The organism is Ruegeria sp. ABV3_008, from assembly GCF_056161185.1.
Genome location: NZ_JBSWYP010000006.1, coordinates 234,191 through 257,636 on the forward strand (window position 1 = coordinate 234,191; position 23,446 = coordinate 257,636).

Genomic DNA, 23,446 nt, shown 5'->3' on the forward strand with positions numbered 1-23,446 from the left:
GAGTCACTTTGGCTCTGTTTGCGGAGCGGGCGCTTCGTCTTTCAACAGCATGAGAAGCGCGAGGATGGTCAGCCCGACCCCACCCAGAATAAGGCCTGTCGGGATGCCGTTGCCCAGCGCGATCTCCCACAAGATCACCCAGCTTGGGACAAGATAGGTATAGGCCATCACCTTGGCCGAGGGCAGGCGCAAAGCTGCGAACTGCACCAGCACGAAACTGACGGCGGTCGCAAAGAAGGACAGGTAGAACAGGCCCAGCCAGACGATACCCGGAAGGTTGGCCCAGTCGGTTGCAAGGATGTCGCGCCAGCCAAAGCCGGTCAGTAACAGGCACCCTGCGACAAGCGTGCCGAAGGTGAACACTACAGCCGGCTCGCCCCGGTTCAGTTTGCGCACCATCGGGGTGTAGATCGCATGGGCGACACAGCCCCAGAAATAGATGATCTCGCCCCCTCCGATCGAGAACGCCCGGAAAGCCTGCCAATCCGCGCGAAAAATCACCCAAAGCGCGCCTGCCGCACCGACCACTAAAGCCAGTGCCATCCGGGGTGTTGTGACCTGACGCAACAGCGCCCACCCGGCGAAGGCGGCAATGACGGGCGTCAAGGTGAACACCGCAGCCGCGCTGACCGGTGGGGCGGTTTGCAGCCCGTAGAACATTAGCACGAAATAGGTGGCGAACAGCCCGCCAAGCACAAGATACCGCCAAGGCGCCTGCGCCGCGCTGCGTGGCAAACCGGTGGTGGCCAATGCGGCAAGGCCGATCACACCTGCTGCTATCCCGAACCTCACCGCATTCAGCGCCGCCGGGGCGATCTCATTGGCGATGATCGACCCCAACGAGAAACTGCCTGCGACCAGGGCCGAGAAGACCAGCATGGCCAGATGGCCACGCGCTTGTGGGCTCATGGCAGCCAGCCCTTGGACTGGTCTTTCAGGAATTGCAGGAAAGACTGCACCTTGGTCGTGCGATGCAGGTCCACATGGGTCACCAGCCACAGTTTACCGGACCATTCCGGCAGCGGCTCCATAACCTCTTCGAGTTCAGGATGGCGCGCAGCTTCCCACCGGGCCATGAAGCCTATCCCTGCCCCGGCCAGAACCGCTTCGCCACAGGTGAAGTTGTTGGAACACAAGAAGGTCATTGCCTCAACCGGTGCATTCGCACGCAGCCAGCGAGAAAACGGCGCGCGGCTGTTTTCGTCGTCATTTCCGACAAAGGCGTGGTTGCCAAAATCCTCGACGCACGAAGGTTTGCCGCGCCGCGCGATATAATCCTTGCTAGCGTAGAGCCCGACTTCCTGCGCGACAAAGGGCTGTACCACGTTGTCTGGTTGATCGGGTGCGGCACCGGCACGAATGGCCACATGTGCCTCACCATATTCCAGTCGGAACAGACGATCCCCGGTCAGATAGCGCACGATCAGGCCCGGATGTGACTTCTGAAACTCGGTCAATGTCGGCACGACCAGAGGGGCCAGCGACGCCAGAGAGGTTACGACCAACTCGCCCGAGACGTCATCGCCGCGCCCTTTCATGCGACCAACCAATTGGTTGAACTGATCTTCTGTGGCTTGGGCCACGCGCAACAGGTCCTCACCCGCTTCGGTCGGCGTGTACCCCCGCGCATGGCGCTGGAAAAGCTTCACGCCCAGACGCGCCTCGATGGCGTCGATGTGGCGAATGACCGTTGCATGATGCACGCCCAGAACCTCGGCCGCGCCGCTGACCGTTCCCATACGGGCCACCTGATACGCGGTTCTGACTTCGTCCCAATTGTCCATCACGACCTCATAATGTGCAATTTCAAACACTCAATGTTGACTTAGCCGAGTTTTGTTCGCCAGCGCAACGCTCATATTGGGAGCAGAGCTAAATTGCCCCAATGAGGACATCATGACCAAAACAATCCTGCATATCGACGCCTCGGCCCGCCGCACCGGATCCGCAACCCGCGACCTGTCGCATCGCGTCGTCCAGCATCTCGGCGCGGAACGCATCATCCGCCGCGATCTGGCTAGCCCCCTGCCCCTACTGACCGAGGACTGGATCGCCGCTAACTTCACCCCGGCAGACCAACGCGATGCCGTTCAGCGCGATCAACTGGCCCTGTCCGACGAACTGGTGAACGAACTGCAACGCGCCGATACCATCGTGATCGGCCTGCCAATCTACAACTTCTCGGTCCCGGCGGCGTTCAAGGCATGGATTGATCTGGTTGCCCGGGCCGGTCTGACATTCTCTTACTCCGAGAACGGCCCCAAAGGCCTGCTGGAAGGCAAACGCGCCGTTCTGGCAATCGCATCAGGTGGCACGGCGGTCGGATCTGAAATCGACTTTGCAACCAACTACGCCAAACATGTTCTAGGCTTCATCGGCATCACTGACGTCGACGTCGTAGCTGCAGATCAATTGGCCATTGATGCGGACTCGTCGGTCAAAAATGCCCACAAAGCCATTGGTGAACTGGCAGCCTGATCTGGCTCTGGTCAAAGCAAAACGAAACGTCCAATCTGCGCAGCAGTAGCTTTCTGCGGATTGGACGTTTGTCATGAAAAAGATCGGAATTCTTGGGGGTGTCGGCTGGGCCTCGACGGTGGATTACTACCGCGCGATTTCCGAAGGGGCCGGGCGATATTTCGCCGAACGCGGACACGAGTCCCCCCTACCCATTCCACCGATGACAATCGAATCCGTCACGCAAGCCAAAACACGGGCCTTGCGCGGAGTGGCCGGCGATGAGGCCAGTTGGACCGCTTTCGACGCGGTGTTTCGCGAAGCGCTTCTGACCTTGGAGAACGCGGGATGTGATTTTGCGATCATCGCCTCAAACACTCCACATGCACGTCTTCATGCGATCCGGCAGGGCGTGTCGATGCCCATTCTCAGCATCTTCGACGCGACGGCCGAGGTCACCGCGTCGACGGGCGCTCCACGGGCGCTGGTTTTGGGCACGACCGTAACCATGCAGGCGACCAACTACGCAGACAGGTTGACCGATGAGGGCATCGCCGCAAATGATCGTCTGCCCGAAGTCGAAATCGCCGAGATGCAGGCCATGATCGACAACGAGTTTTACGGCGGTGCGTCAGAATCCGCTCATGACCGGCTGCTGGCCTTTTGTAACAAGCATGCAGAACCGGGCACGGCCATCTTGCTGGCTTGTACGGAACTGCCGCTGGCCTTTCCAAACCATCTGGACGACCCGGTGTTCGAAGCCGACGGACATTTGTTCATCAACCCGTCGGCGGCCCATGTCGCCGCTGCGCTGAAACAAGCGTTGGAGGAGTGACTAAGGCAGCCAGGTCACGTTGCATCCGATCCGGTCGAAGAACGCCATCAAATCGGACTGCGACATCGCGACGGTTCGGTCATTGACCAGCGGGTGCATGTAGATCACGTCGGCCTGCTGCGCCGCTGCGTCCATGAAGAACCGCACGTTATTCTGTACCCCGTTGATCATCGCCAGCGGGCTGACTGCACCCGGACGGATGCCGAGGTTCTCCAACAAGCGATCCGCCGAGCCGAATGACAGGTTACCGATCCCCAATTCAGCGCCCAGCGCTTTAAGGTCAATCTCGCGGCTCTGTTCAAGCGTCACCAGATAGTTGCGCTTTTTCTTGTCGCGCAGATACAGGTTCTTCAACCGCAACGCATTCTCGCCCGGCACCATGAACTGGCCCTCAACTGCCTTCGCATCCTCAACTGTGCGCAGTGGCACATGAGAATGCAGCCGATACGCCAACCCCCAATCATCCAACTGCGCCAACAACGCATCGGAACTGAGCGGCAATGTGTCCTGAAAAGCGGATGATGCGTCCATGAAAGCCTCCTGTTTGACGCGCTCATCGCGCAACGCGCGGGTAAATTCAAGCCACGACAGACCTAGAATTCGATGCTAGCGTGCCGCCATGAAAGTCACGCGCAACACCCCGGACCAGTTGATCCTGTCCAATACACCCTGGCTGATAGGCATCATGCTGGTTGTCTTCATCCTCTGTTTCGTCGGCGCAGGCCTCTTCATGGCCACCGAAGGGGGTGAGGGTATTTTTTTTGGCATTTTCTTTGCACTGGTCGGTGGCGGTTTGGGCTTTGGCGCCTTCTGCGTCTTTGTGCGACGCGTGCAGGTCATATTGGACCGTCGCTCGAACAGCATCCTTATCCGCCGCCAATCGATTTTTGGTTATGACACCGTGGAACATGATCTGTCAAACCTCTCCCATGCCGAGGTGGAAACCACCACCTCGAGTCGCAAAGGAAACTCGTCCAAGATGCATCGCCCCGTTTTGATTCTGGAAAAGGGCATGAGTGCCGGCCGTCACCCGATTGTCGAAGCCTATGTCAGCGGAGGCGGCGCACAGCGCATGGTCGATGCGGTCAATGCCTGGCTTCCGGCGCACAAGGTTGACTCTGACAGCCAATCCGCCTAAAGCCGCATCCAAACATCCGGAAGCGTAGACCTTCCGGTCCCTTGAGTCGTTCAGGGATCGCCCCCCACCAGCGAGTTTCGCCCGTGGGGGCAATTGTGTATTTAACCGGCGTTTCCTACTTAGGGGATGCCACATCTAAACCGGCATAGGAGGCCGAAGGCATGTTTGAAAATCTATCCGAACGCCTCTCTGGCGTCTTTGATCGGCTGACCAAACAAGGCGCGTTGTCCGAAGAGGACGTGAAGACCGCCCTGCGCGAGGTTCGCGTTGCCCTGCTTGAGGCAGACGTCTCGCTGCCCGTTGCACGCGCGTTCGTCAAGAAGGTTCAGGAACAGGCGACCGGACAGGCGGTGACCAAGTCGATCACGCCCGGTCAGCAGGTCGTCAAGATCGTGCACGACGCGCTGGTCGAAACCCTGCGTGGCGAGGAAGACCCCGGCAAGCTGAAGATCGACAACCCGCCTGCCCCGATCCTGATGGTCGGACTGCAGGGCTCGGGTAAGACGACCACCACCGGTAAACTCGCCAAACGCCTGAAAGAGAAAGAGGGCAAGAAGGTCCTGATGGCCTCGCTGGACGTCTATCGCCCGGCGGCGATGGATCAGCTGGCGGTGCTGGGGACTCAGGTCGGCGTCGATACGCTGCCGATCGTGCCGGGCCAGACGCCGGTCGATATCGCCAAACGCGCTAAGCAACAGGCGACACTAGGCGGCTATGACGTTTATATGCTCGACACCGCGGGCCGTCTGCATATCGACGAAGTGCTGATGGACGAGGTCGAGCAGGTCCGCAATGTAGTTGACCCGCGTGAGACCCTGCTGGTCGTCGACGGCCTGACCGGTCAGGTCGCGGTTGAAGTCGCCGAGGAGTTCGACGCCAAGGTCGGCATCTCGGGCGTGGTTCTGACCCGGATGGACGGTGATGGTCGCGGCGGTGCGGCTCTGTCGATGCGCGCAGTCACTGGCAAGCCGATCCGCTTTGTCGGTCTGGGCGAAAAGATGGACGCGCTCGAAACCTTCGAGCCGGACAGAATCGCCGGTCGTATTCTGGGCATGGGCGACATCGTTGCTCTGGTCGAAAAAGCCCAGGAAACGATGGAGATGGAACAGACCGAGCGCATGATGAAGCGCATGGTCAAAGGTCAGTTCAACATGAACGACCTGAAAATGCAGCTGGAACAAATGATCCAGATGGGCGGCATGCAAGGCATGATGGGTATGATGCCGGGCATGGGCAAGATGGCCAAGCAGATGGATCAGGCCGGTCTGGACGACAAGATCCTGCGCCAGCAGATCGCCATGATCCAGTCGATGACCAAACGCGAACGCGCCAACCCTCAGCTGCTGCAGGCCAGCCGCAAGAAACGGATTGCGGCGGGTTCTGGGATGGAGGTCAGCGACCTCAACAAGCTGCTCAAGATGCACCGACAGATGTCGGACATGATGAAGAAGATGGGCAAGATGGGCAAAGGCAAGATGCTGAAACAGGCCATGAAGGGCATGTTCGGCAAAGGTGGCCCCTCACCCGAGGACATGGCCGCAGGCATGGATCCCAAAGCACTGGAACAGGCGGCCAAGGCCATGGGCGGTAAGATGCCCGGTGGCCTGCCCGGACTGGGCGGTGGCATGGGCCTGCCTCAGGGCCTCAGCGGGTTTGGCAAAAAGAAGTAGATGACTGCCCTCACGCCTCATATCCCCCAGCTTGAGACCGAGCGCCTGATCCTGCGCGCGCCGTCCGAAGCTGATCTTGACGCAGACACCGCGTTCTTCGCCAGCGAAGCTGCGGAGTATGTCGGCGGTCAGATGCGCCGGGACGAGGTGTGGCGTGTGATCGCTGCTCTGCTGGGCCATTGGTCGCTGCGCGGCTACGGATACTGGAGCGTCGATGAAAAAGACACCGGCGAATATCTTGGTCGTGTCGGCCTCTGGTGTCCCGAAGGCTGGCCTGAGCCCGAGGTTGGCTGGACACTGCTGAACCACGCCACTGGCAAAGGATACGCGACTGAGGCTGGGTTTGCAGCGCGCAGCTACGCATACGATGTTCTGGGTTGGGACACTGCGATCTCGCTGATCGACCCCGAAAATCACGCCAGCATCGCCGTTGCCAAACGTTTGGGCGCACAGTTCGAATACAATTACGAGCATCCCAAATACGGGACCTCAGAAATCTGGCGGCACCCTGCCCCGGCGGATCTGGTGAATTGTGGAATGGAGGCCTACGCATGACCTCTTTCAACATCCCCACTGTCGAAACCGAACGTCTGATCCTGCGCGCACCGCATCAGGACGACCTGCCCGCGATGACCGCGTTCTTTCAAACAGAACGCAGCTATATGGTCGGAGGTCCGAAAGATGAGTTGGGCAGCTGGGACTCGCTGGTTAAACGTTTGGGTCATTGGGCGCTCAATGGCTATGGCCTGTGGCATCTGACCGAAAAATCGAGCGGCGCGTTCGTAGGCTGGGCGGGTATGATCTTTGCTCCGGGCTGGGATGAGCCGGAATTGGCCTGGACCCTGTTGGAGCAGGCCGAAGGCAAAGGTCTGGGCTTCGAGGCCGCGCAAGCCGCGCGCCACTACGCTGCCCAGCATCAAGGCCTGAACGGCGTTATGTCCTATATCGCCCATGCAAATGAACGCTCGCGTGCTTTGGCCGAGCGTCTTGGCGCCACCTATGAACGCGAGGCCGAACTGCTGGGCAAGAAAGCCCAGATGTGGCGTCACCCGCGTATCAACGTTTCTGAACCTGCTTTGACCTCCGAAAGGACCGGCCAATGACCAACCCCGTGACACAGGCTGCGACGCTGCTGAAAGAGCATCGCGAAAGCATCGACCGGCTGGACGCGATCCTTGTCTATACGTTAGGCGAGCGGTTCAAGCACACGCAGGCCGTTGGCAAGCTCAAGGCCGAACACGACCTTCCCCCGTCCGATCCCACGCGCGAAGCCGCGCAGATCGCACGGCTAGAAGACCTGGCGAAAGAGGCCGATCTTGACCCCGATTTCGCCAAGGCTTTTCTGAATTTCATCATTCAGGAAGTCATCCGTCACCACCGGAAACATCAGGAATAACCCCGTTTCCAAGTATACCAAGAATAGCCGGACAAGACCCCGGCGAACGCCATCTTAAGGAGATACCACCATGGCAATGAAAATTCGTCTCGCCCGCGGCGGCTCGAAAAAACGTCCCTTCTATCGTATCGTTGCGGCTGACAGCCGTATGCCTCGCGATGGCCGTTTCATCGAAAAACTGGGCACCTACAACCCGCTTCTGCCGAAAGACAGCGAAGAGCGCGTGAAAATGAACGTGGAGCGCATCCAGTACTGGCTGGATCAGGGCGCTCAGCCCACCGACCGTATCGCACGTATGCTCGAAGCTGCCGGCACCCGTGACAAAGCCGAGCGCAACAACCCGAACAAGGGTACTCCGGGCAAGAAAGCCCAAGAGCGCGCGGAAGAGAAAGCTGCAAAGGCTGCTGAAGCTGCCGAAGCGGCTGCTGCACCGGCTGAAGAAGCTGCAGCAGAAGAATAAGCAGGCCGACGCGTGCAGGATCAGGCTTTCACCGACGATTTTCGCACGCAGTTCGATCTGTTGATGCGGCTCCGACGCGATGTGCGTCGGTTCCGCACCGACCCTGTGGACGAGGCAGTGCTGGCGCGCTGCCTCGACGCGTTTCTACTGGCCCCATCCGTGGGGCTCAGCGAACCCTGGCGCGTGATCCGCGTCGAAAGTAAGGCCGCGCGCGACGCGGCGCTCAAGAATTTCCAAACCGCCAATGGGGACGCTCTGGCCGGGTATTCCGGTGAGAAAGCACAGCTGTATAGCGGCCTCAAACTTTCGGGCATGCAGGAGGCGCCTGTGCAATTGGCGGTGTTCTGCGATGACACCACCAGCAAAGGCCAGGGTCTGGGCGCTGGCACCATGCCCGAGATGCGGCGCTATTCGGTTGTCTCGGCCATCACCCTGTTCTGGCTCGCCTTGCGCGCGCAGGGGCTAGGGCTGGGCTGGGTCTCAATCCTCGACCCCGACCAAATGAACACCGATCTGAACGTCCCGGACAACTGGCGGCTGATCGGTTACTTCTGCGTGGGCTGGCCGGAAGAAGAGTCCGACACGCCCGAGTTGGAAAGGGCCGGTTGGGAAGACCGCGACGAGACTCTGCCGATCGAGGTGCGATAGGCCGATGTTCGGATTGTTACGGCTTCCCATCCTGTTGCTGATCGCATTTATTGTTGGCGTGTTCTTTGAACGCAACAACCAGCGTGAAGCCTGCGAAGTGATCGGGCAATGGCGGAACGGACTATGTATAACGGAAGGCTCAAATGAGTGATCTGATCTGCGTCGGCAGCATTGCGGGATCATACGGTGTGCGCGGCGAGGTGCGGCTGAAAAGCTTTTGCGCCGTGCCGGAAGACATCGAAGCCTATTCGCCACTGACCGACGAAGACGGCAAAGAGCGCTTTCCCGTGGTGCTGACCCGCGCGATCAAGAACGGGTTTGCTGCGCGTCTCGGCGGGGTTGAAACCAAGGAAGAGGCGGACGCCCTGAACGGCCTGCGCCTCTATGCCCGGCGGGATCAACTGCCTTCGCTGCCGGATGACGAGTTCTATCACACCGACCTGATAGGGCTTGAGGTCTATGACACCGGCGGCACCCTTTTGGGCAAGGTGAAGTCCGTGCAAAACCACGGCGCGACCGATTTGTTGGAATTGCACGGGCCGGGTTTGAAATCGACTGTCTTGCTGCCCTTCACTCTGGAAGCGGTTCCGACAGTTGATCTGGAGGCCGGTCGCATCGTTGCCGATCCGCCAGAAGGCCTGATCTGATGCGGCGCGTTCTGCTGCATCTGGGGTTGCACAAGACAGGCACCACCGTTGCGCAGTCGTTTCTCTACAAGAACCGTCAGCTGATCTGGCCCCATTTTTCGCTGATCCTACCCTACAAGACCCGCAAAACCGGACTTGCAGACATCGCCACGCGGCATTCGGTCTATCGGATGAACAGCACACTGGCCGAGTTCGAAACAGGTGTCCGCGCGCTTCTGGACCCGATCGATTTTGGCACCAGTCGCGGCCTGATCCTCAGCGAGGAGAATTTCGCCGGCCTGCGCCCCAGTCGCAACAGCGCCGAAGGCTACGGGGCGACCCCGGAATTGGCGACGACGCTGGTTGAGCAGGTGACAGACCGTCTGGGGCCTGAGCCGGTCGACCTCACGATCTATCTGTCCTTGCGACAGCGTGAGGATTGGATGCGCAGCCTCTGGGCACATGATCTGCGGCGGACACGGCTGGTGCAGGACTATGACGGCTTCCGAGACGCGCTGAACGACCTCCCCTCCCCAAAAGAGACAGCCGATATGCTTCAGGACCGGCTGCCGCTGGTCAAGGTCCAGACCGAGTGGATGGAGGACCTGCGCAAGCGGCGCTTTGGTCCAGGCGCTCCGTTTGCGGCATTTCTGAATCTACCACGCGACAAGATGTTCAAACTGGTCGCGCCGGAGCCGCACAAGGCCCGTCCGACTGATGATGTTCTGCTAGAATTGCTGGAGTTGAACCGTTCCGCGCTGGACGATGCGGCTTTGATGGCGCAAAAGAAGGCCCTCATCAAACGCGCCAAGGACGATCTGGTTGCCCAATCATGACAGATACACCAAGCAAATCCCACGGTCGCAAGGCCATCCGACCCACTCTGCAACCGCGCGAGTTGATGACTCCGACGCCGGATCTGCACGGCGTATGGAAAGCCAAGATCATCACCTTGTTTCCCAGCGCTTTCCCCGGCGTTCTGGGCGAAAGCCTGACAGGTAAGGCTCTGCAGGAAGGGCTTTGGCAGCTGGAAACTGTTGATTTGCGGCAATTCGGGATCGGTAAACACCGCAATGTGGATGACACACCCGCAGGCGGCGGCGCGGGTATGGTGTTGCGGGCCGACGTGTTGGGGCCAGCCATCGAACAGACCATGGCCGGTATCCGCGGCAACTGGCCGCTGATCTACCTCAGCCCACGCGGCAAGCGTATGGACCAGCGGATGATGCGGAACCTCGCGCGCTGCGACGGGATGACCTTGCTCTGCGGCCGGTTCGAGGGCGTGGACGAACGCGTGTTGGAGCATTACGGCGTGCAAGAGATCAGTCTCGGCGATTTCGTCATGACTGGCGGCGAGATCGCGGCGCAAGCTCTGATCGACGCCACCGTGCGGCTGATCCCCGGCGTGCTGGGCAATCAGGCCTCGACCGAGGAAGAGAGCTTTTCCTCGGGCCTGCTGGAACACCCGCAATACACGCGCCCCGCAGAATGGAACGGCCGCCCGATCCCCGAGGTCCTGATGTCCGGCCACCACGGCCGCATCGCCGAATGGCGCCAACAAATGGCCGAGGACATAACGCGGGAACGGCGGCCTGATGTGTGGGACAACTACCTTCGCGCCAAGCAGAAATCTTTCAAATGACACAGGCGACTGTGGCCCGCAAACCGCAGGTCCACAGATAAAGTCGATGCTAATTGAAGTTGAGAAAATCGTGACCTACTCATCCTTGAGTTTTGCGATGGACTCAAAAGATTCGCATATTTGAAAGAACGGCAATTCATGAAAAAGCTAATACTTTTGGGCTGCGCACTTGTCTCGGCATGCGCGACCAGTGCTTTGGAAAACTCCGTGCCAACTCAGGCCGGACATAATATGGCTTCCGCCAGAAACGCGGTTTTGTCTTGCTCGAACGAAGCAGACATCGGCGGGAATGCCGCAGTGATTGGAGCCTATCCAGCTTTCATCCTGATGTCGTCACCTTTGGTCGGTTCCGTGCTAGCATATGGCAGCCGACACGAACTCAGAGCGCAAGGCGAGATGGATCAGGTAGACCGCTGCCTGAGCGAGCGCGGCTTTGACCGCCGCGTGCTGACCCAAGGAGAAGCATTCTGGCTGCGCAACGCCTACGGTAAGGAACGTTTGCGCAGGCTCGATCACCTTGTCGCGGGCGGCACCGTGGAAAGCTACGCTGCGCCTCAATCCTAAGGCGTCTACCCTTTCCACTGCGCCCAGATCTCGGGCGGACCGCTGAAGACGTTGATGTCCACCTTGCCCTGAACACCCGGCACCAGCCCGGTGCCAGTGTACTGCCAGAACCTCCAGACCGCGCCGGGATAGACCTGGCGAGGATGTCCCGCGACCGAGCGCAACCAGAACTCGGTCTTTGACAGCCGTCCGATGTCGGTATCCTGGTAGAAATCCACAGTCGTGTAGACGATGGGTCGGCGACCATAGTGCCGTTCGAGGATATCGAGGAACTTTTGCGCCTCGGCCCGGACGATTTTGCCATCAGGGCGCAGGGTGCAGGTTTTCGAATGCGGCGTCCATTCCATGTCCAACACATGCGGCAGGTCCGCACCTTTCGGGACATTCTGAATGAACCACTGCGCCTGTTCGCGGGCCGGTCGGCAGAAATAGTAATAGTGATACGCCCCCCACGGCACACCCGCCGCCTGCGCGCCGCGGCGATGTTCGTCGAACATCGGGTCGGTAAAATCACCCCCCTCGGTCGCTTTCATGAACACAAAGCTGACGCCCGAGGCCTTGGCCTGACGCCAGTCAATCGGCCCTTGCCAACGCGACACATCCAATCCGTGAACCGGGTACAGCCCGGGATGTCGCCCATCCCAGTCATGTGGATCGGCATCGCCAAAATCGGGGTAGATCACTGCGGGCGCGGTCCGGTCCACGCCCGGCGTGGCCTCTACGACCTGCGGCGGAGGTCCTCTGCGTCCGCAGGACATCAAAACTGCAGCCGCCAGGGCCAGCATGATTGCAAATCGGGTCATTGTTTCAGCCTGAAATAACTGCTCTTGTAATTGACCTCAGAATGCCTGATCCAACGCACAAAGCAACGGCGCATTCGGGAATTGGCAAAATCCCACCGCCGGTGCCTGCGATTTGGGCTTGATCCCTGTCCGCAAACCCCCTAAAGCAGCGCAATCCGGTGCCGCGTGATGCGACTCCGGTGTTTTGGTTTGTTTTATGGCGCACCGCTTGGCTTTCTTCGGCCACCGCGTGTCAGGGCAGACCGGACCAAAGGAACATTCGATCTGACCTCTGGCGGGCTGTGCGCAGGACCCGGTGAAGACCAAGAGCTCTCAGGCCGTGCCCAAACTTCGTGGACCAACCACGAGCAGATAGGAGTGAATGCGATGGACCTGATCGCACAGCTTGAGGCGGAACAGATTGCCGCCCTGGGGAAAGACATCCCCGATTTCAAAGCCGGTGACACCGTTCGTGTCGGCTTTAAAGTGACCGAAGGGTCGCGTACCCGTGTGCAGAACTACGAAGGTGTCTGCATCGCGCGTAAAGGTGGCAACGGCATCGCCGGTTCGTTCACCGTCCGCAAAATCTCGTTCGGCGAAGGCGTGGAGCGTGTGTTCCCGCTGCATTCGACCAACATCGACAGCATCACCGTTGTTCGCCGTGGCCGCGTTCGTCGCGCCAAATTGTACTACCTGCGCACCCGTCGTGGTAAATCCGCACGTATCGCAGAGGTCACCAACTACAAGCCCAAAGCTGGCGCCGAAGCGTAAGGAACGGAAAGATGAAAAAAGACATCCATCCCGATTATCACGTCATCGACGTCAAAATGACCGATGGCACCGTTGTTCAGATGAAATCCACCTGGGGCAGCGAAGGCGATCAGCTGGCTCTGGAAATCGACCCCTCCGTGCACCCCGCATGGACCGGTGGCTCGTCGCGCCTGATGGACGCAGGCGGCCGCGTGTCGAAGTTCAAAAAGAAATACGAAGGTCTGGGCTTCTAAGCCTTACCCCGTTCGATTTCGAAAGGCCGTCCCTTGGGGGCGGCCTTTTTTTGTTTCCGACTAAATGCATGATGCACGCTACGCTGACCTGCCTACAAAAAAATCTTATCGATAACTGTCTTACTTCGTCAGTTCCACTGCACTGTGCAGTGGCGGCACGGGTCCGCGCAGCAGCAGCAGCGCCAAAACCATCCCGATCAGAGCGGCAATTGCGGCGACCACCATTGCACTGTCAAAGGCGTTGTCCTGCAAATCCCGCAGAGCCTCAGCCAGAGCTGTTCCTGCCGTCGGCTCCAAGCTGGTGAGTAACTGCTGGACCTCGCCAGGTTTGCCGTGGGTTAGCGCATGTGCCAGATCAGCACGCTGCGTTGATCCAGAGGGCAGCGCGTCAATCACTTCGGACAGGCCCCGACGTATGGTGATGGACTCTGCCAACCCACCGACCACTGCCCCCATGGTTGCTCCGAAATAGAGACAGGCGTTGATCACGCCTGAGCCCTGCCCAACATGCTCTTCGGGCAGCAAGCGAAGGCCGAGACGCGGCAGAAGCGAGAAACAGATACCCAACCCGATCCCGACGATCAGCAGCTTCCACCAGATCTCGGAATATTGCGTTGTATTCGAAACCGTCGTCAGCAACAGGAACCCACATGCCATTGCCCCTAGCCCGATCGCAACCGGCCACTGGAAACTGTAGGGCGCCAGAAAGCGGGGCGCGGTGACAGATATGACGAACATGCTGAGGCTAAGCGGCATGATCGCCAATCCCGCACCGATGGAGGTATAGCCAAAGGCATCCGGCGATTGCACAAACGTGTTGAAATAGACAAAGAAACAGAAAAGCGTGAAACCAGTAAAGAACATTCCCGCGGCAGCCATGAAATAACGCGGATGGCGGAAATACCGCAGCTCGATCAACGGGTCATCACTGCGACGCGAGACAATGACCAGCAGGACGGTCGCCAAGGCCGCCACAGCCAGCGGTATAAGCGTCAGTGGCGTGCTCCACCCGCCGCTTTCCCCATTGCTAAGCGCAAAGGACAGCGGCCCGAGAAACAACAGAATGGCAACTGCTCCAGGATAGTCGAATCGTGCCCCGGCAAGGCGTGTGTCAGGCACGTATTTTCGCTTGCTGACATGCAACCCAATGATAAAGGCCACGACCAGTAGAACCAGATCGGCGGCAAACACTGCACGCCAGCTAATGTAGTGCCCAAAGGCACCGCCTACGATGGGACCAACGCCGATAGCCAGCCCTACGATAGCGCCCCAGAAACCGGTGACACCGGCTCTCTGCTCCTCAGGAGTCGCCGCTGTTAGCAGTGAGAGAGAGGTTCCGAACAACGCTGCCGCCCCCGCACCCTGCGCTCCGCGCCCGATTAACAGCATCGTTGCGTCTTGCGCAAACAGGACCGAGCCAGATCCGAAGGCAAAGACGACCATACCAAAGAAGAAAACCCCCATCTTGCCAGTGATATCGCCCAGACGACTGACGATGGTAACGAGCGAGGCGCTGGCGACAGTATAGATCGCCATTACCCATTGCAGGCCGGACGGTGTCAGGTCGAATTCGGCCTTCAGATTAGGTAGGATCGTCGCAACGGCGGTGGTGTTGAACCCCACAACCATCATGCAGATTGCCGTCATCGCCAGCACCACGCGGGCGCGGGCTTGTGGGGCTACGTCTGTCGGCGTCTTTCCGTTCATCGTGTCACCCTGAGCTTGTGGCTCTTTACCGCAATTTATCAGTAGATTAGCGATTTTTGCAGCTACGCATAGGGTTTACGTCAAATCCAGTAGGTCAGGGCCAGCGTTAGAACAAGTATGGTGGTCAGGGTAGACACAAGGATGAACCCGGCGACATCCGGACCGTATTCCGGTACGTGCTGGTCGATGAACAGGTATGTCGCCACCGAGGACGGCATCAGACAGCACAGGATCAGGGCGCCGCGCTCGGCGCCTGTGAAACCGAAAAGCCAGACCAAACCCATGGCAATACCCACAGCCATGACCAGATGCAGCCCGGTCAGCAAGACGGCGCGCCCCAGACTGGCGATCCGCAGCGTTGCCAGCGTGTGGCCCAGTGTTAGCAACATCAGAGGGATCGACAACCCGCCGAGGATATCGAAGGACTTGGCAATCGGTTGCGGCAGGCTGGTGCCTGTAGCCATCAGGATCAGCGACAGGGCCACGGCATAGATGATCGGTGATGTGACCAGCTTTCTGACCGAGAACACACCCGCCGGGATCCACATGCCAAGGGTAAAGATGCTGATCAGGACAACGACGACAAAGGCCATTGTATAGGCCATCCCCGCATCGCCCAGCGCCAGCAGAGTGATCGGTAGGCCAATATTGCCCACATTCCCATGCATCAGGGGCGTCAGAAATGCCCTTACAGGCAGGCGCATAAGCCGCAAAGCCACAAAGCCCAGAACGCCAAAACTGGCCACAGCCAGCGCAGCAGCGCTCATCATATCCAGAAACGTGCCCACATTCAGCTTGGTGCCCGCAAGATGCGACAGGATCAGGGTCGGATAGCCGACCCGCGAGACGATCCCTCCGACCACCTTATTGTCAAACGGAGACTTGGTAAGCGCCAGCCCATACCCGATACCCACGCAAATCAGGACCGGTAAAACCACATTCAGAACGCTCAGGAACAGTTGCTCCAACCGGTATCCTCCTGTCCGATCCCCGATTGAACAGTGAATCACGGACCCGGTTTTGGCAAGCATGGCGTTCTAAACTGCGAAAGCGATTGGGTTTTCCAAATTAGAGCCTGATATTGGTCGAAACAACGCCTCGAGGTTCTTTTCTTCCCAGCTGACACAACATATAGTGGCTAATAACAACGTGTGGACAAACACGGCAGGGCTTGGGAACGACGGCATGGCACATATCATCGTAGTGGGGAACGAAAAGGGCGGCGCAGGCAAATCGACCGTTTCCATGCATGTGGCCACCGCTCTGGCGCGTCTGGGCCGCAAGGTCAGCACGCTGGATTTAGACCTGCGCCAGCGCAGCTTGGGACGCTATTTCGAGAACCGGGCGAATTTCTTGAAAAACGCTGAGGCGACCCTGCCCAGCCCGCGCCACCACGACCTGCCTGAGATCGATGCCAGCACCCTGAAACCAGGCGAGAACATCTATGACCATCGTCTGTCGGCGGCTGTTTCGCAGCTTGAGAACGACAGCGATTTTATCCTGATCGACTGCCCTGGCTCACACACCCGCCTCAGCCAAGTGGCGCATTCGCTGGCCGATACGCTGATCACACCGTTGAACGATAGTTTCATTGATTTCGACCTGTTGGCCCGGATTGATTCCAAGGGTGAAAAGATTCTTGGCCCTTCGGTCTATTCCGAAATGGTGTGGAATGCGCGGCAATTGCGAGCGCAGGCTGGCTTGAAACCGATTGACTGGGTCGTCGTACGCAACCGCGTGGGTACTCAGCGCATGGTCAACAAGGAAAAGATGCAACGCGCGATTGAGATGCTGTCGCAACGCATTGGGTTCCGCGTCGCTTCGGGCTTTTCCGAGCGGGTCATCTTCCGCGAGCTCTTTCCCCGTGGCCTGACTTTGCTGGACCTCAAAGATATCGGCGTCAAACAGCTGAACATCTCGAACATCGCCGCGCGTCAGGAGCTGCGCGACATGATGCGCGAGTTGAACTTGCCCGGCGTCGAAATCGACTTCTAAGCACTATTCAACCACAGCCGCGATCAGAGCCTTGGCCAAAGGCAGTGGCGAGTATCCTAACCGTGACGGCGTCAGCCCCAAACGCACCACGACCATATCTTGTGAAGGAAAAATGCCGACGGATTGGCCGTCATGGCCCTGCAGCCAGACGGTGTCCTCGAATTGCGGCTCGCCACGTGGGCCGTCCAGCCACATATGCCCTTTGGCATAAGCTCCGTCCGAGATTGCGACGGGTTCAAACATCCAGTCGGTGTAGCCTTCGGGCAAGATCTGTTGCCCTTTCCAAAAACCGCCCTGCAGCAGAAACTGCCCAAAGCGCGCCCAGTCGCGCGCGGTGGCGTACATGTAGCTTGAACCCACGAATGTATCCGCCCCATCGGTCTCCATCACAGCTGAGTGCATGCCCAGAGGCTCGAACAACGCTGTGCGGGGGTAGCCGAGGTCGCCCTCTTCAAGCTGGCCCTGCCAAACCCGCGACAGAACTGTGGACGTGCCCGAGGAATAGCTGAACTCGGTCGCGGTGGGATGGGCTGCAGGGCGTCCGGCGGCGAAATCGACCATGTCATCCTTGAGATACAGCATTCGCGTTACGTCCGAGACGTCGCCATATTCTTCATCCCATTGCAGGCCACTGGACATGGCCAGCATGTCCTCGACCGTGATATCGCGGCGCGAGTCCCCGGCCCAATCTGGGAAGATATCCGTCAGATCATCGCCCAGCGCCATATCGCCCGACTGGATCAGCGTACCAATCAACCCTGCGGTGATCGTTTTCGTCATCGACCATCCCAACAAAGGGGTTTCTGCGTCAAAGCCATCAGCATAAGCCTCAGCAATGATGCGCCCGTCCTTGACGACCACGACAGCGCGGTAGCCTTCTCCCAGCAAGGACGGGTCCGACAGTATATCGGTCAGCGCGGGGTTCTCGGACAGAACCACCTCATTTCCATGCGGCCAAAGACCGTTGGGTACGAGCGCGGGTTCGGGCAGCGTGTGATCTGCCAGCTTTGCCGCATGAACATTGGTGCATCCCAAACCGGTGCGATACTGCGATGTGGCCGGAGCGAAGAAGCCAAATACCCGCGCCTCAACCGTTTTGCCCTGTTCGTCGACGCTGACCGAAACCTGCTTTAGCAACGGATGCCCCGGCGCCTGCACATCACTTTGCAGCACGGTATCGGCATCGCGCCCGGCAAGGAACACGTTCGAACAGACGATCTTGGCCGAATAGTTAGTGCCCACTTTCAACAGATCCGGTGGCGCGACCCACAGGTAGCCGCCTGCTGCGACAACAGCCAGCGCCAATGCGCCAACCGAGTATTTTAGAACCTTCCTGAACATGCCCCCATTTCGGGCCTAGGCGGCCCGCCCCTTTTTTCCATTTGACCAGAGGGTTTCACCACGACGCGCGCCACGCCACCGTTACGTTGCGTTCCTGGAATCTGTCTCGTTCGAGACCTGCGTGGGGCTGTAGATCGTAAACAGCTCTTTCGGTTCGTTCACACCGCGCAACATGTAGCGCCCGACCGAAATCAGTTCCTGGCTGCAAGGTTGTGCGGCGCGGGCGACATCGTCCGAAACGAGAATCCTCTGGCCCAACGACCGGTGCATCCCGGCAATCCGGGCTGCCTGATTGACCGCAGGACCAATCACCGTGAAATCCAGCCGAGTTTCTGATCCGATATTGCCATAGAGGATCTCACCCGAATGCAGCGCCAGGGTGAAATTCGCCACCCTCTGCCCATTCGCCTGTCTTTGCGCGTTCAGCTCTTCCATCCGGCTTTGCAGCATGGCGACAGCGGCGAGAGCCGCGCGGGCATCGGCATCACTCTCTCCCACGTCGAACATGGCCATCAGCCCGTCACCCATGAATTTCAGGATGTTGCCGCCATTGTCGTGCACCACACGCACGGCAACGGCAAGATAGTCGTTCAGCATGTCGATGATCTCGTGACCCGGCATATCCTCGGACAGGGTGGTGAAGCCTTCGAGGTCGAAATTCCAGATCACCGCATCAATCTGTTGCAACGAACCGCGACGGATTTCGCCAGACAGGACACGCCGCCCCGCATCGCGTCCAAGGTAGACGCGCATCAGATCCTTGGCCATGGTCTGGTTCTTGGCCGATTTCAACGCAAGCCCCAGATGCGGCAGCGCGATGTGAATTTTCCCCAGATCGCTGTCATCGAAACCGGTCGGAGCGTCGCTGGTCCAGGACATCAGCACTCCGTCACCGATCTTTTTCTCACCCGCCGGGCGCACCTGTTCGGAGCGTTCGAACGAAACACCCGTTGCATAGTAATCCGTCGCTCCGATCTCGCGCAGGTCATTCAGTAAGGGGAAACGGCTGGGTTCGTTCTGGTCCACCAGTCGAACGCGAAGGTCATCCATGTCCTCGTGCAAAAGCGCATAGAGTGGGCTGCGTTGCCAGACTTCGCTTGGGGTGTCGGTGTTTGCGAACCGCTCGGATTCCCCGCCGGAATCCCGATACCAGCTATAGCCAGTACCGCCATAAAGCGGATGCAGCGTCGACTGCGCCGCGTGGAATCGCATCAGGGGAAGGCCCAGATCAATCAGGCGGTTGCAAAAGCCGTCTAGCAATTCTTCCTGACCAGCCCCTTCAAGCCCTTTGGAAACAAGCCAGTCGATAAGGTCAAAGATGGGATCAGAAGAGGTCATGGAATTGTCCGTCAAAGTACTGCCCTGAATGTGGGCCGCGTCATGGAAATTACCAGACCTTATGCCATCCCTGCCAGCCGTCGCAGCATTTTCCTCAGCATGGCGGCCTCTTCTTCCGAGAATGCGCCCGCCAGTTTCGCGTCATAGCGCTCAGCTATACCGCTCAGTTCACGATAGACGGTCTGACCGGCGGGCGTCAGCGTCAGCCATTCGACCCTTCGGTCATCCTCATCCCTTGTGCGCTTGAGGTAACGGCTTTGTTCCAGCTTATGAACCGCGCGGCTGATCTTGGTTTTGTGCAGTTTCGCGCGCGCGCCTATCTCTTTCGCGGTCAGAGTGCCAAAGACACCCAGATGGAACAGCACCCGCCATTCGCTGCGCAGCATACCATAGCGTTCTTTGTAGAGGCGCTGAAACTCCAACGAGACTGCCTCAGCTGCCTGATTCAACAGGAACGGCAAAAAATTCTGCAGATCAAAATCATCTTTTTCCTGGGACATGCTTGTTAGTTACAAAAACAACTAATATTTCACAAGCAGAAAACCGAGGAGCTCACGATGTCCAACAAGGCTGAACCGCATGGTCTGACGCAGGCTGTCACACCTGTCGGAACGCATCCTGGCTATATGCCAGGCTTCGGCAATGATTTTGAGACCGAGGCTTTGCCTGGCGCGCTGCCGCAGGGCATGAACAGTCCGCAGCGCTGTAACTATGGCCTCTATGGCGAACAGCTCAGCGGCACGGCCTTCACCGCCAATCCACCCGAGCGGACATGGTGCTATCGCATTCGCCCGTCGGTCAAGCATTCGCATCGCTATGAGAAAATTGACCTGCCCTACTGGAGGTCCGCGCCCTGTATCGACCCTGATGTGATCAGCCTGGGCCAGTATCGCTGGGACCCGGTTCCGCATTCTGACACCCCTTTGACCTGGCTGACCGGCATGCGCACCATGACGACGGCGGGGGACGTGAACACGCAGGTCGGCATGGCCAGCCATGTCTATCTGGTCACCGAATCGATGGTGGATGACTATTTCTTCTCAGCCGACTCCGAGCTGCTGGTGGTTCCGCAAGACGGTCGTCTGCGCTTTGTGACCGAGCTGGGGATCATTGATCTGGAGCCGCAGGAAATCGCGATCCTGCCGCGCGGATTGCTATACCGTGTTGAAGTGCTGGAAGGTCCGGCACGCGGATTTGTCTGCGAGAACTACGGGCAGAAATTCGAACTGCCAGGGCGCGGACCGATCGGTGCCAATTGCATGGCCAATCCGCGCGATTTCAAAGCACCTGTCGCGGCATTCGAGGACCGAGAGGTGCCCTCGACCGTGACGATCAAATGGTGCGGGCAGTTCCACGTCACTCAGATCGGTCATAGCCCGCTGGACGTGGTGGCCTGGCACGGCAACTATGCGCCCTACAAATACGACCTGCGCACCTATTGCCCGGTCGGCGCGATCTTGTTCGATCACCCGGATCCGTCAATCTTCACCGTCCTGACAGCGCCTTCGGGCCAGCCCGGCACGGCCAATATCGACTTCGTCCTGTTCCGCGAGCGCTGGATGGTGGCGGAGGATACGTTCCGCCCGCCGTGGTACCACAAGAACATCATGTCCGAGCTGATGGGCAATATCTACGGCCAGTATGACGCCAAACCGCAGGGCTTTGTTCCCGGCGGCATGAGCCTGCACAACATGATGATCCCGCACGGCCCGGACCGCGAAGCGTTCGAAAAAGCCTCAAACGCCAATCTGGGGCCGGACAAGCTGGATCACACGATGTCCTTCATGTTCGAAACACGCTTCCCACAGCATCTGACGGCCTTTGCCGCAACCGAGGCCCCCTTGCAGGACGACTATATTGACTGTTGGGCCTCGCTTGAGAAAAAGTTCGATGGAACGCCGGGAAAGAAATGACCTGCCATGAGCTTTGATATCTGGATCACCTATGTCGCCACCGTCCTGCTGCTGATGAGCACTCCGGGGCCGAGCCAGCTCTTGATGCTGTCGAACTCGGCCACCAACGGGCTGCGCCGGGGCGTGTTCACGGCTGCTGGTGATCTGACGGCGAACCTGTTACAGATGTTGGCGGCGGGTCTCGGGCTTGCCGCGATCATTGCAGCCTCAGGCACTGCGCTGGCGGTGATCAAATGGTTGGGTGTCGCCTATCTGGTGTTTCTCGGCGTCAAGGCGATAGTCAAAGCCAAACCTCAAACAGCGCAAACCGCACAAATGGCCAGCCGCAAAACCTTGTGGATGCAGGGCTTCATCACGTCAGCCGCCAATCCCAAAGCAGTGGTGTTCTTTGCTGCTCTGTTTCCGCTGTTCATCGACGGCGCGCTGCCCTTCTGGCCGCAATTCGCGATCCTCTCGGCCACCTATCTGATCATGGACGGGTTGTTTCTGACCGCCTACGGAGCAAGCGCCAGTTGGTTAGCAACGCGGCTCAAAGGGTCTGCGCGGCTGTGGCTGGATCGCGCGGGGGGCGGGTTCATGATTCTGGCTGCCGTTCTGCTGGGGCTGAAGTCCCTGCGAGACGCTCAATAAACCAAGACAAGGATCAAAAGATGCCTTTGCTGAAATCCTGGGTCGCTTCGGCCAATGACGCGACCCATCCATTTCCGTTGAACAACCTGCCCTACGGGGTCTTTGCCCTTGGCGACGAAGAGCCCAGATGCGGCGTTGCCATTGGGGATTTGATCCTCGATGTCACCGCAGCCGAGGCCGAAGGGCTCATCACCCTGACCGATGAGCCGCTGTTCGACCTGCCTTTCTGGAACCCACTGATGGAGCAAGGCCCTGCCGTCTGGGCCGCCCTGCGCGACCGATTGACGGCGCTACTGTCCGAAGGCGCGACGGAGCAAGATGTTGTGGAGCCCCTGCTGGTACCGCAAAGCGCGGTTGTCATGCACATGCCCTTCGCAGTCAGCGAATACACCGATTTCTACGCCGGCCGGCATCACGCCTTCAACGTGGGCTCGATGTTCCGGGACCCCGAGAACGCGCTGCCGCCGAACTGGCTGCATATACCGATTGGGTATAATGGCCGGGCATCCTCGGTTGTGGTTTCGGGTACGGATATCCGCCGCCCGTGGGGACAGCTGAAGTCGCCCGATCAGGACAAACCCGCCTTCCTGCCCAGCCGTCGCTTCGACTTTGAGCTTGAGATGGGGGCAATTGTCGGCACTCCGTCCGACGGCCCGATCTCGGTGCAGCAGGCGGACGATCATATCTTCGGCTACGTTCTGCTAAACGACTGGTCCGCCCGTGACATTCAAGCGTGGGAGTATCAGCCCCTTGGGCCGTTCCAAGCCAAGGCCACGGCCACATCAATCAGCCCATGGATCGTGACCAAACCGGCGCTGGAGCCGTTCCGCTGTGACACACCCGAGCGCGAATTCGAGTTGCTGGATCACCTGAAGGATTGTGGCCCGATGCTTTATGACCTTTCGCTTGAGGTGACGCTGGCCCCCGAGGGGCATGCGGCGACCACAATCACCCGCACGAACTACAGCGAGATGTACTACTCGGCCGCGCAACAACTGGCCCATCACGCTAGTTCAGGTTGTCCGATGAACACCGGTGATCTGCTGGGGTCCGGCACAATTTCCGGGCCGACGCGCAATACCCGAGGCTCGCTGCTGGAACTCAGCTGGGGCGGCAAAGACCCGTTGAGCCTTGAGACCGATGAGGCCCGCAGCTTCCTTGAAGACGGAGACACGCTCACTCTGTCCGGCTCCGCGCAGGGGGATGGCTATACAATCGGGTTCGGGACCTGCCATGGCACTGTGCTTCCGGCGCTGGAGGACCCTCTCAAGCCCTGAGCCGTGCTGCACAGCACCTGTGT

General features: G+C 59.1%; 28 protein-coding genes. 19 read left to right on the forward strand and 9 right to left on the reverse strand.

Annotated features, from left to right (window positions below; genetic code table 11):
• Positions 1-3: 3 nt before the first annotated feature.
• Together ACXAH8_RS12800 and ACXAH8_RS12805 are read right to left on the reverse strand one after the other, a co-directional pair.
• A complete protein-coding gene (locus ACXAH8_RS12800) occupies positions 4-909 on the reverse strand; it encodes a DMT family transporter (RefSeq protein ID WP_170641471.1) in 906 nt (301 codons plus the stop codon).
• Positions 906-1,784 (reverse strand): LysR family transcriptional regulator, encoded by an 879-nt coding sequence (locus ACXAH8_RS12805; protein ID WP_475219042.1) that lies wholly within the window; start codon positions 1,782-1,784, stop codon positions 906-908. Before ACXAH8_RS12805 ends, ACXAH8_RS12800 begins: the two co-directional genes overlap by 4 nt.
• A gap of 112 nt (positions 1,785-1,896) precedes the next feature.
• Here ACXAH8_RS12805 and ACXAH8_RS12810 point away from each other — a divergent pair, with 112 nt between their 5' ends.
• On the forward strand, positions 1,897-2,478 hold the full coding sequence (locus ACXAH8_RS12810) for an FMN-dependent NADH-azoreductase (protein WP_475218953.1): 582 nt from the start codon (positions 1,897-1,899) through the stop codon (positions 2,476-2,478).
• A gap of 73 nt (positions 2,479-2,551) precedes the next feature.
• On the forward strand, positions 2,552-3,292 hold the full coding sequence (locus tag ACXAH8_RS12815; RefSeq protein ID WP_475218955.1) for an aspartate/glutamate racemase family protein: 741 nt from the start codon (positions 2,552-2,554) through the stop codon (positions 3,290-3,292).
• On the opposite strand, the gene ACXAH8_RS12820 is transcribed toward ACXAH8_RS12815, so the two are convergent.
• Entirely contained in the window at positions 3,293-3,823 is a 531-nt protein-coding gene (locus tag ACXAH8_RS12820) for a prolyl-tRNA synthetase associated domain-containing protein (RefSeq protein WP_475218957.1), read from the reverse strand.
• An 88-nt stretch (positions 3,824-3,911) separates the two neighbouring features.
• Between ACXAH8_RS12820 and ACXAH8_RS12825 the strand changes: the two genes are divergently transcribed.
• From ACXAH8_RS12825 to ACXAH8_RS12875, 11 genes are all read left to right on the forward strand, one after another.
• Positions 3,912-4,430: a hypothetical protein gene (locus ACXAH8_RS12825; protein WP_170556351.1), complete on the forward strand. Its 519-nt coding sequence runs from the start codon at positions 3,912-3,914 to the stop codon at positions 4,428-4,430.
• Positions 4,431-4,591: 161 nt separating this feature from the next.
• A complete protein-coding gene (gene ffh, locus ACXAH8_RS12830) occupies positions 4,592-6,100 on the forward strand; it encodes a signal recognition particle protein (protein ID WP_475218959.1) in 1,509 nt (502 codons plus the stop codon).
• Positions 6,101-6,655 carry a GNAT family N-acetyltransferase gene (locus tag ACXAH8_RS12835; RefSeq protein ID WP_475218961.1) on the forward strand — a complete coding sequence of 185 codons (555 nt, stop codon included), beginning with the start codon at positions 6,101-6,103 and terminating at the stop codon, positions 6,653-6,655.
• The gene (locus tag ACXAH8_RS12840; RefSeq protein ID WP_475218963.1) at positions 6,652-7,203 is read left to right on the forward strand and encodes a GNAT family N-acetyltransferase; all 552 of its coding nucleotides are present in this window, start codon (positions 6,652-6,654) and stop codon (positions 7,201-7,203) included. The genes ACXAH8_RS12835 and ACXAH8_RS12840 overlap by 4 nt, the downstream gene beginning before the upstream one ends.
• Complete coding sequence (locus ACXAH8_RS12845) at positions 7,200-7,496, forward strand: chorismate mutase (protein ID WP_170380494.1); 297 nt, start codon at positions 7,200-7,202, stop codon at positions 7,494-7,496. The genes ACXAH8_RS12840 and ACXAH8_RS12845 overlap by 4 nt, the downstream gene beginning before the upstream one ends.
• Positions 7,497-7,566: 70 nt before the next feature.
• Positions 7,567-7,956, forward strand: a complete 390-nt coding sequence (gene rpsP, locus ACXAH8_RS12850; protein WP_475218965.1) for a 30S ribosomal protein S16 — start codon at positions 7,567-7,569, stop codon at positions 7,954-7,956.
• A 12-nt stretch (positions 7,957-7,968) separates the two neighbouring features.
• The gene (gene bluB, locus ACXAH8_RS12855) at positions 7,969-8,604 is read left to right on the forward strand and encodes a 5,6-dimethylbenzimidazole synthase (protein ID WP_475218967.1); all 636 of its coding nucleotides are present in this window, start codon (positions 7,969-7,971) and stop codon (positions 8,602-8,604) included.
• Between the two features lie 143 nt (positions 8,605-8,747).
• Entirely contained in the window at positions 8,748-9,251 is a 504-nt protein-coding gene (gene rimM / locus ACXAH8_RS12860) for a ribosome maturation factor RimM (RefSeq protein ID WP_475218969.1), read from the forward strand.
• A complete protein-coding gene (locus tag ACXAH8_RS12865) occupies positions 9,251-10,066 on the forward strand; it encodes a hypothetical protein (RefSeq protein WP_475218971.1) in 816 nt (271 codons plus the stop codon). Before rimM ends, ACXAH8_RS12865 begins: the two co-directional genes overlap by 1 nt.
• Complete coding sequence (gene trmD / locus ACXAH8_RS12870; protein ID WP_475218973.1) at positions 10,063-10,872, forward strand: tRNA (guanosine(37)-N1)-methyltransferase TrmD; 810 nt, start codon at positions 10,063-10,065, stop codon at positions 10,870-10,872. Before ACXAH8_RS12865 ends, trmD begins: the two co-directional genes overlap by 4 nt.
• 231 nt (positions 10,873-11,103) lie before the next feature.
• The gene (locus ACXAH8_RS12875) at positions 11,104-11,436 is read left to right on the forward strand and encodes a hypothetical protein (protein WP_475218975.1); all 333 of its coding nucleotides are present in this window, start codon (positions 11,104-11,106) and stop codon (positions 11,434-11,436) included.
• Between the two features lie 5 nt (positions 11,437-11,441).
• Here the strand turns inward: ACXAH8_RS12875 and ACXAH8_RS12880 are convergent, their stop codons facing one another.
• The gene (locus tag ACXAH8_RS12880; RefSeq protein WP_170474278.1) at positions 11,442-12,239 is read right to left on the reverse strand and encodes a glycoside hydrolase family 25 protein; all 798 of its coding nucleotides are present in this window, start codon (positions 12,237-12,239) and stop codon (positions 11,442-11,444) included.
• Between the two features lie 366 nt (positions 12,240-12,605).
• Here ACXAH8_RS12880 and rplS point away from each other — a divergent pair, with 366 nt between their 5' ends.
• Both rplS and rpmE read left to right on the forward strand, forming a co-directional pair.
• Positions 12,606-12,989, forward strand: coding sequence for a 50S ribosomal protein L19 (gene rplS / locus ACXAH8_RS12885; protein WP_170380501.1), 384 nt, complete (start codon positions 12,606-12,608; stop codon positions 12,987-12,989).
• Between the two features lie 11 nt (positions 12,990-13,000).
• Complete coding sequence (rpmE, locus tag ACXAH8_RS12890; RefSeq protein ID WP_170380502.1) at positions 13,001-13,222, forward strand: 50S ribosomal protein L31; 222 nt, start codon at positions 13,001-13,003, stop codon at positions 13,220-13,222.
• 120 nt (positions 13,223-13,342) lie between these two features.
• Here the strand turns inward: rpmE and ACXAH8_RS12895 are convergent, their stop codons facing one another.
• Together ACXAH8_RS12895 and ACXAH8_RS12900 are read right to left on the reverse strand one after the other, a co-directional pair.
• A complete protein-coding gene (locus ACXAH8_RS12895; protein ID WP_475218978.1) occupies positions 13,343-14,929 on the reverse strand; it encodes an MFS transporter in 1,587 nt (528 codons plus the stop codon).
• An 80-nt stretch (positions 14,930-15,009) separates the two neighbouring features.
• Positions 15,010-15,960: an AEC family transporter gene (locus tag ACXAH8_RS12900; protein WP_475218980.1), complete on the reverse strand. Its 951-nt coding sequence runs from the start codon at positions 15,958-15,960 to the stop codon at positions 15,010-15,012.
• Positions 15,961-16,114: 154 nt separating this feature from the next.
• Here ACXAH8_RS12900 and ACXAH8_RS12905 point away from each other — a divergent pair, with 154 nt between their 5' ends.
• Positions 16,115-16,924 (forward strand): division plane positioning ATPase MipZ, encoded by an 810-nt coding sequence (locus ACXAH8_RS12905; protein ID WP_170463159.1) that lies wholly within the window; start codon positions 16,115-16,117, stop codon positions 16,922-16,924.
• Between the two features lie 3 nt (positions 16,925-16,927).
• On the opposite strand, the gene ACXAH8_RS12910 is transcribed toward ACXAH8_RS12905, so the two are convergent.
• The 3 genes from ACXAH8_RS12910 to ACXAH8_RS12920 all read right to left on the reverse strand — a co-directional run bounded on the left by ACXAH8_RS12910 (position 16,928) and on the right by ACXAH8_RS12920 (position 20,103).
• Positions 16,928-18,265 carry a serine hydrolase domain-containing protein gene (locus ACXAH8_RS12910; protein WP_475218982.1) on the reverse strand — a complete coding sequence of 446 codons (1,338 nt, stop codon included), beginning with the start codon at positions 18,263-18,265 and terminating at the stop codon, positions 16,928-16,930.
• Between the two features lie 81 nt (positions 18,266-18,346).
• Positions 18,347-19,603 (reverse strand): adenylate/guanylate cyclase domain-containing protein, encoded by a 1,257-nt coding sequence (locus ACXAH8_RS12915; RefSeq protein ID WP_475218984.1) that lies wholly within the window; start codon positions 19,601-19,603, stop codon positions 18,347-18,349.
• Positions 19,604-19,662: 59 nt separating this feature from the next.
• A complete protein-coding gene (locus ACXAH8_RS12920; RefSeq protein ID WP_475218986.1) occupies positions 19,663-20,103 on the reverse strand; it encodes a MarR family winged helix-turn-helix transcriptional regulator in 441 nt (146 codons plus the stop codon).
• A gap of 57 nt (positions 20,104-20,160) precedes the next feature.
• Between ACXAH8_RS12920 and hmgA the strand changes: the two genes are divergently transcribed.
• Genes hmgA through fahA form a run of 3 tightly spaced genes read left to right on the forward strand, consistent with a single transcriptional unit; the run spans position 20,161 to position 23,423 of the window.
• Positions 20,161-21,516: a homogentisate 1,2-dioxygenase gene (gene hmgA / locus ACXAH8_RS12925; RefSeq protein WP_475218988.1), complete on the forward strand. Its 1,356-nt coding sequence runs from the start codon at positions 20,161-20,163 to the stop codon at positions 21,514-21,516.
• Positions 21,517-21,522: 6 nt separating this feature from the next.
• A complete protein-coding gene (locus ACXAH8_RS12930; RefSeq protein ID WP_475218990.1) occupies positions 21,523-22,146 on the forward strand; it encodes a LysE family translocator in 624 nt (207 codons plus the stop codon).
• Positions 22,147-22,166: 20 nt separating this feature from the next.
• The gene (fahA, locus tag ACXAH8_RS12935) at positions 22,167-23,423 is read left to right on the forward strand and encodes a fumarylacetoacetase (RefSeq protein WP_475218992.1); all 1,257 of its coding nucleotides are present in this window, start codon (positions 22,167-22,169) and stop codon (positions 23,421-23,423) included.
• Positions 23,424-23,446: the final 23 nt, after the last annotated feature.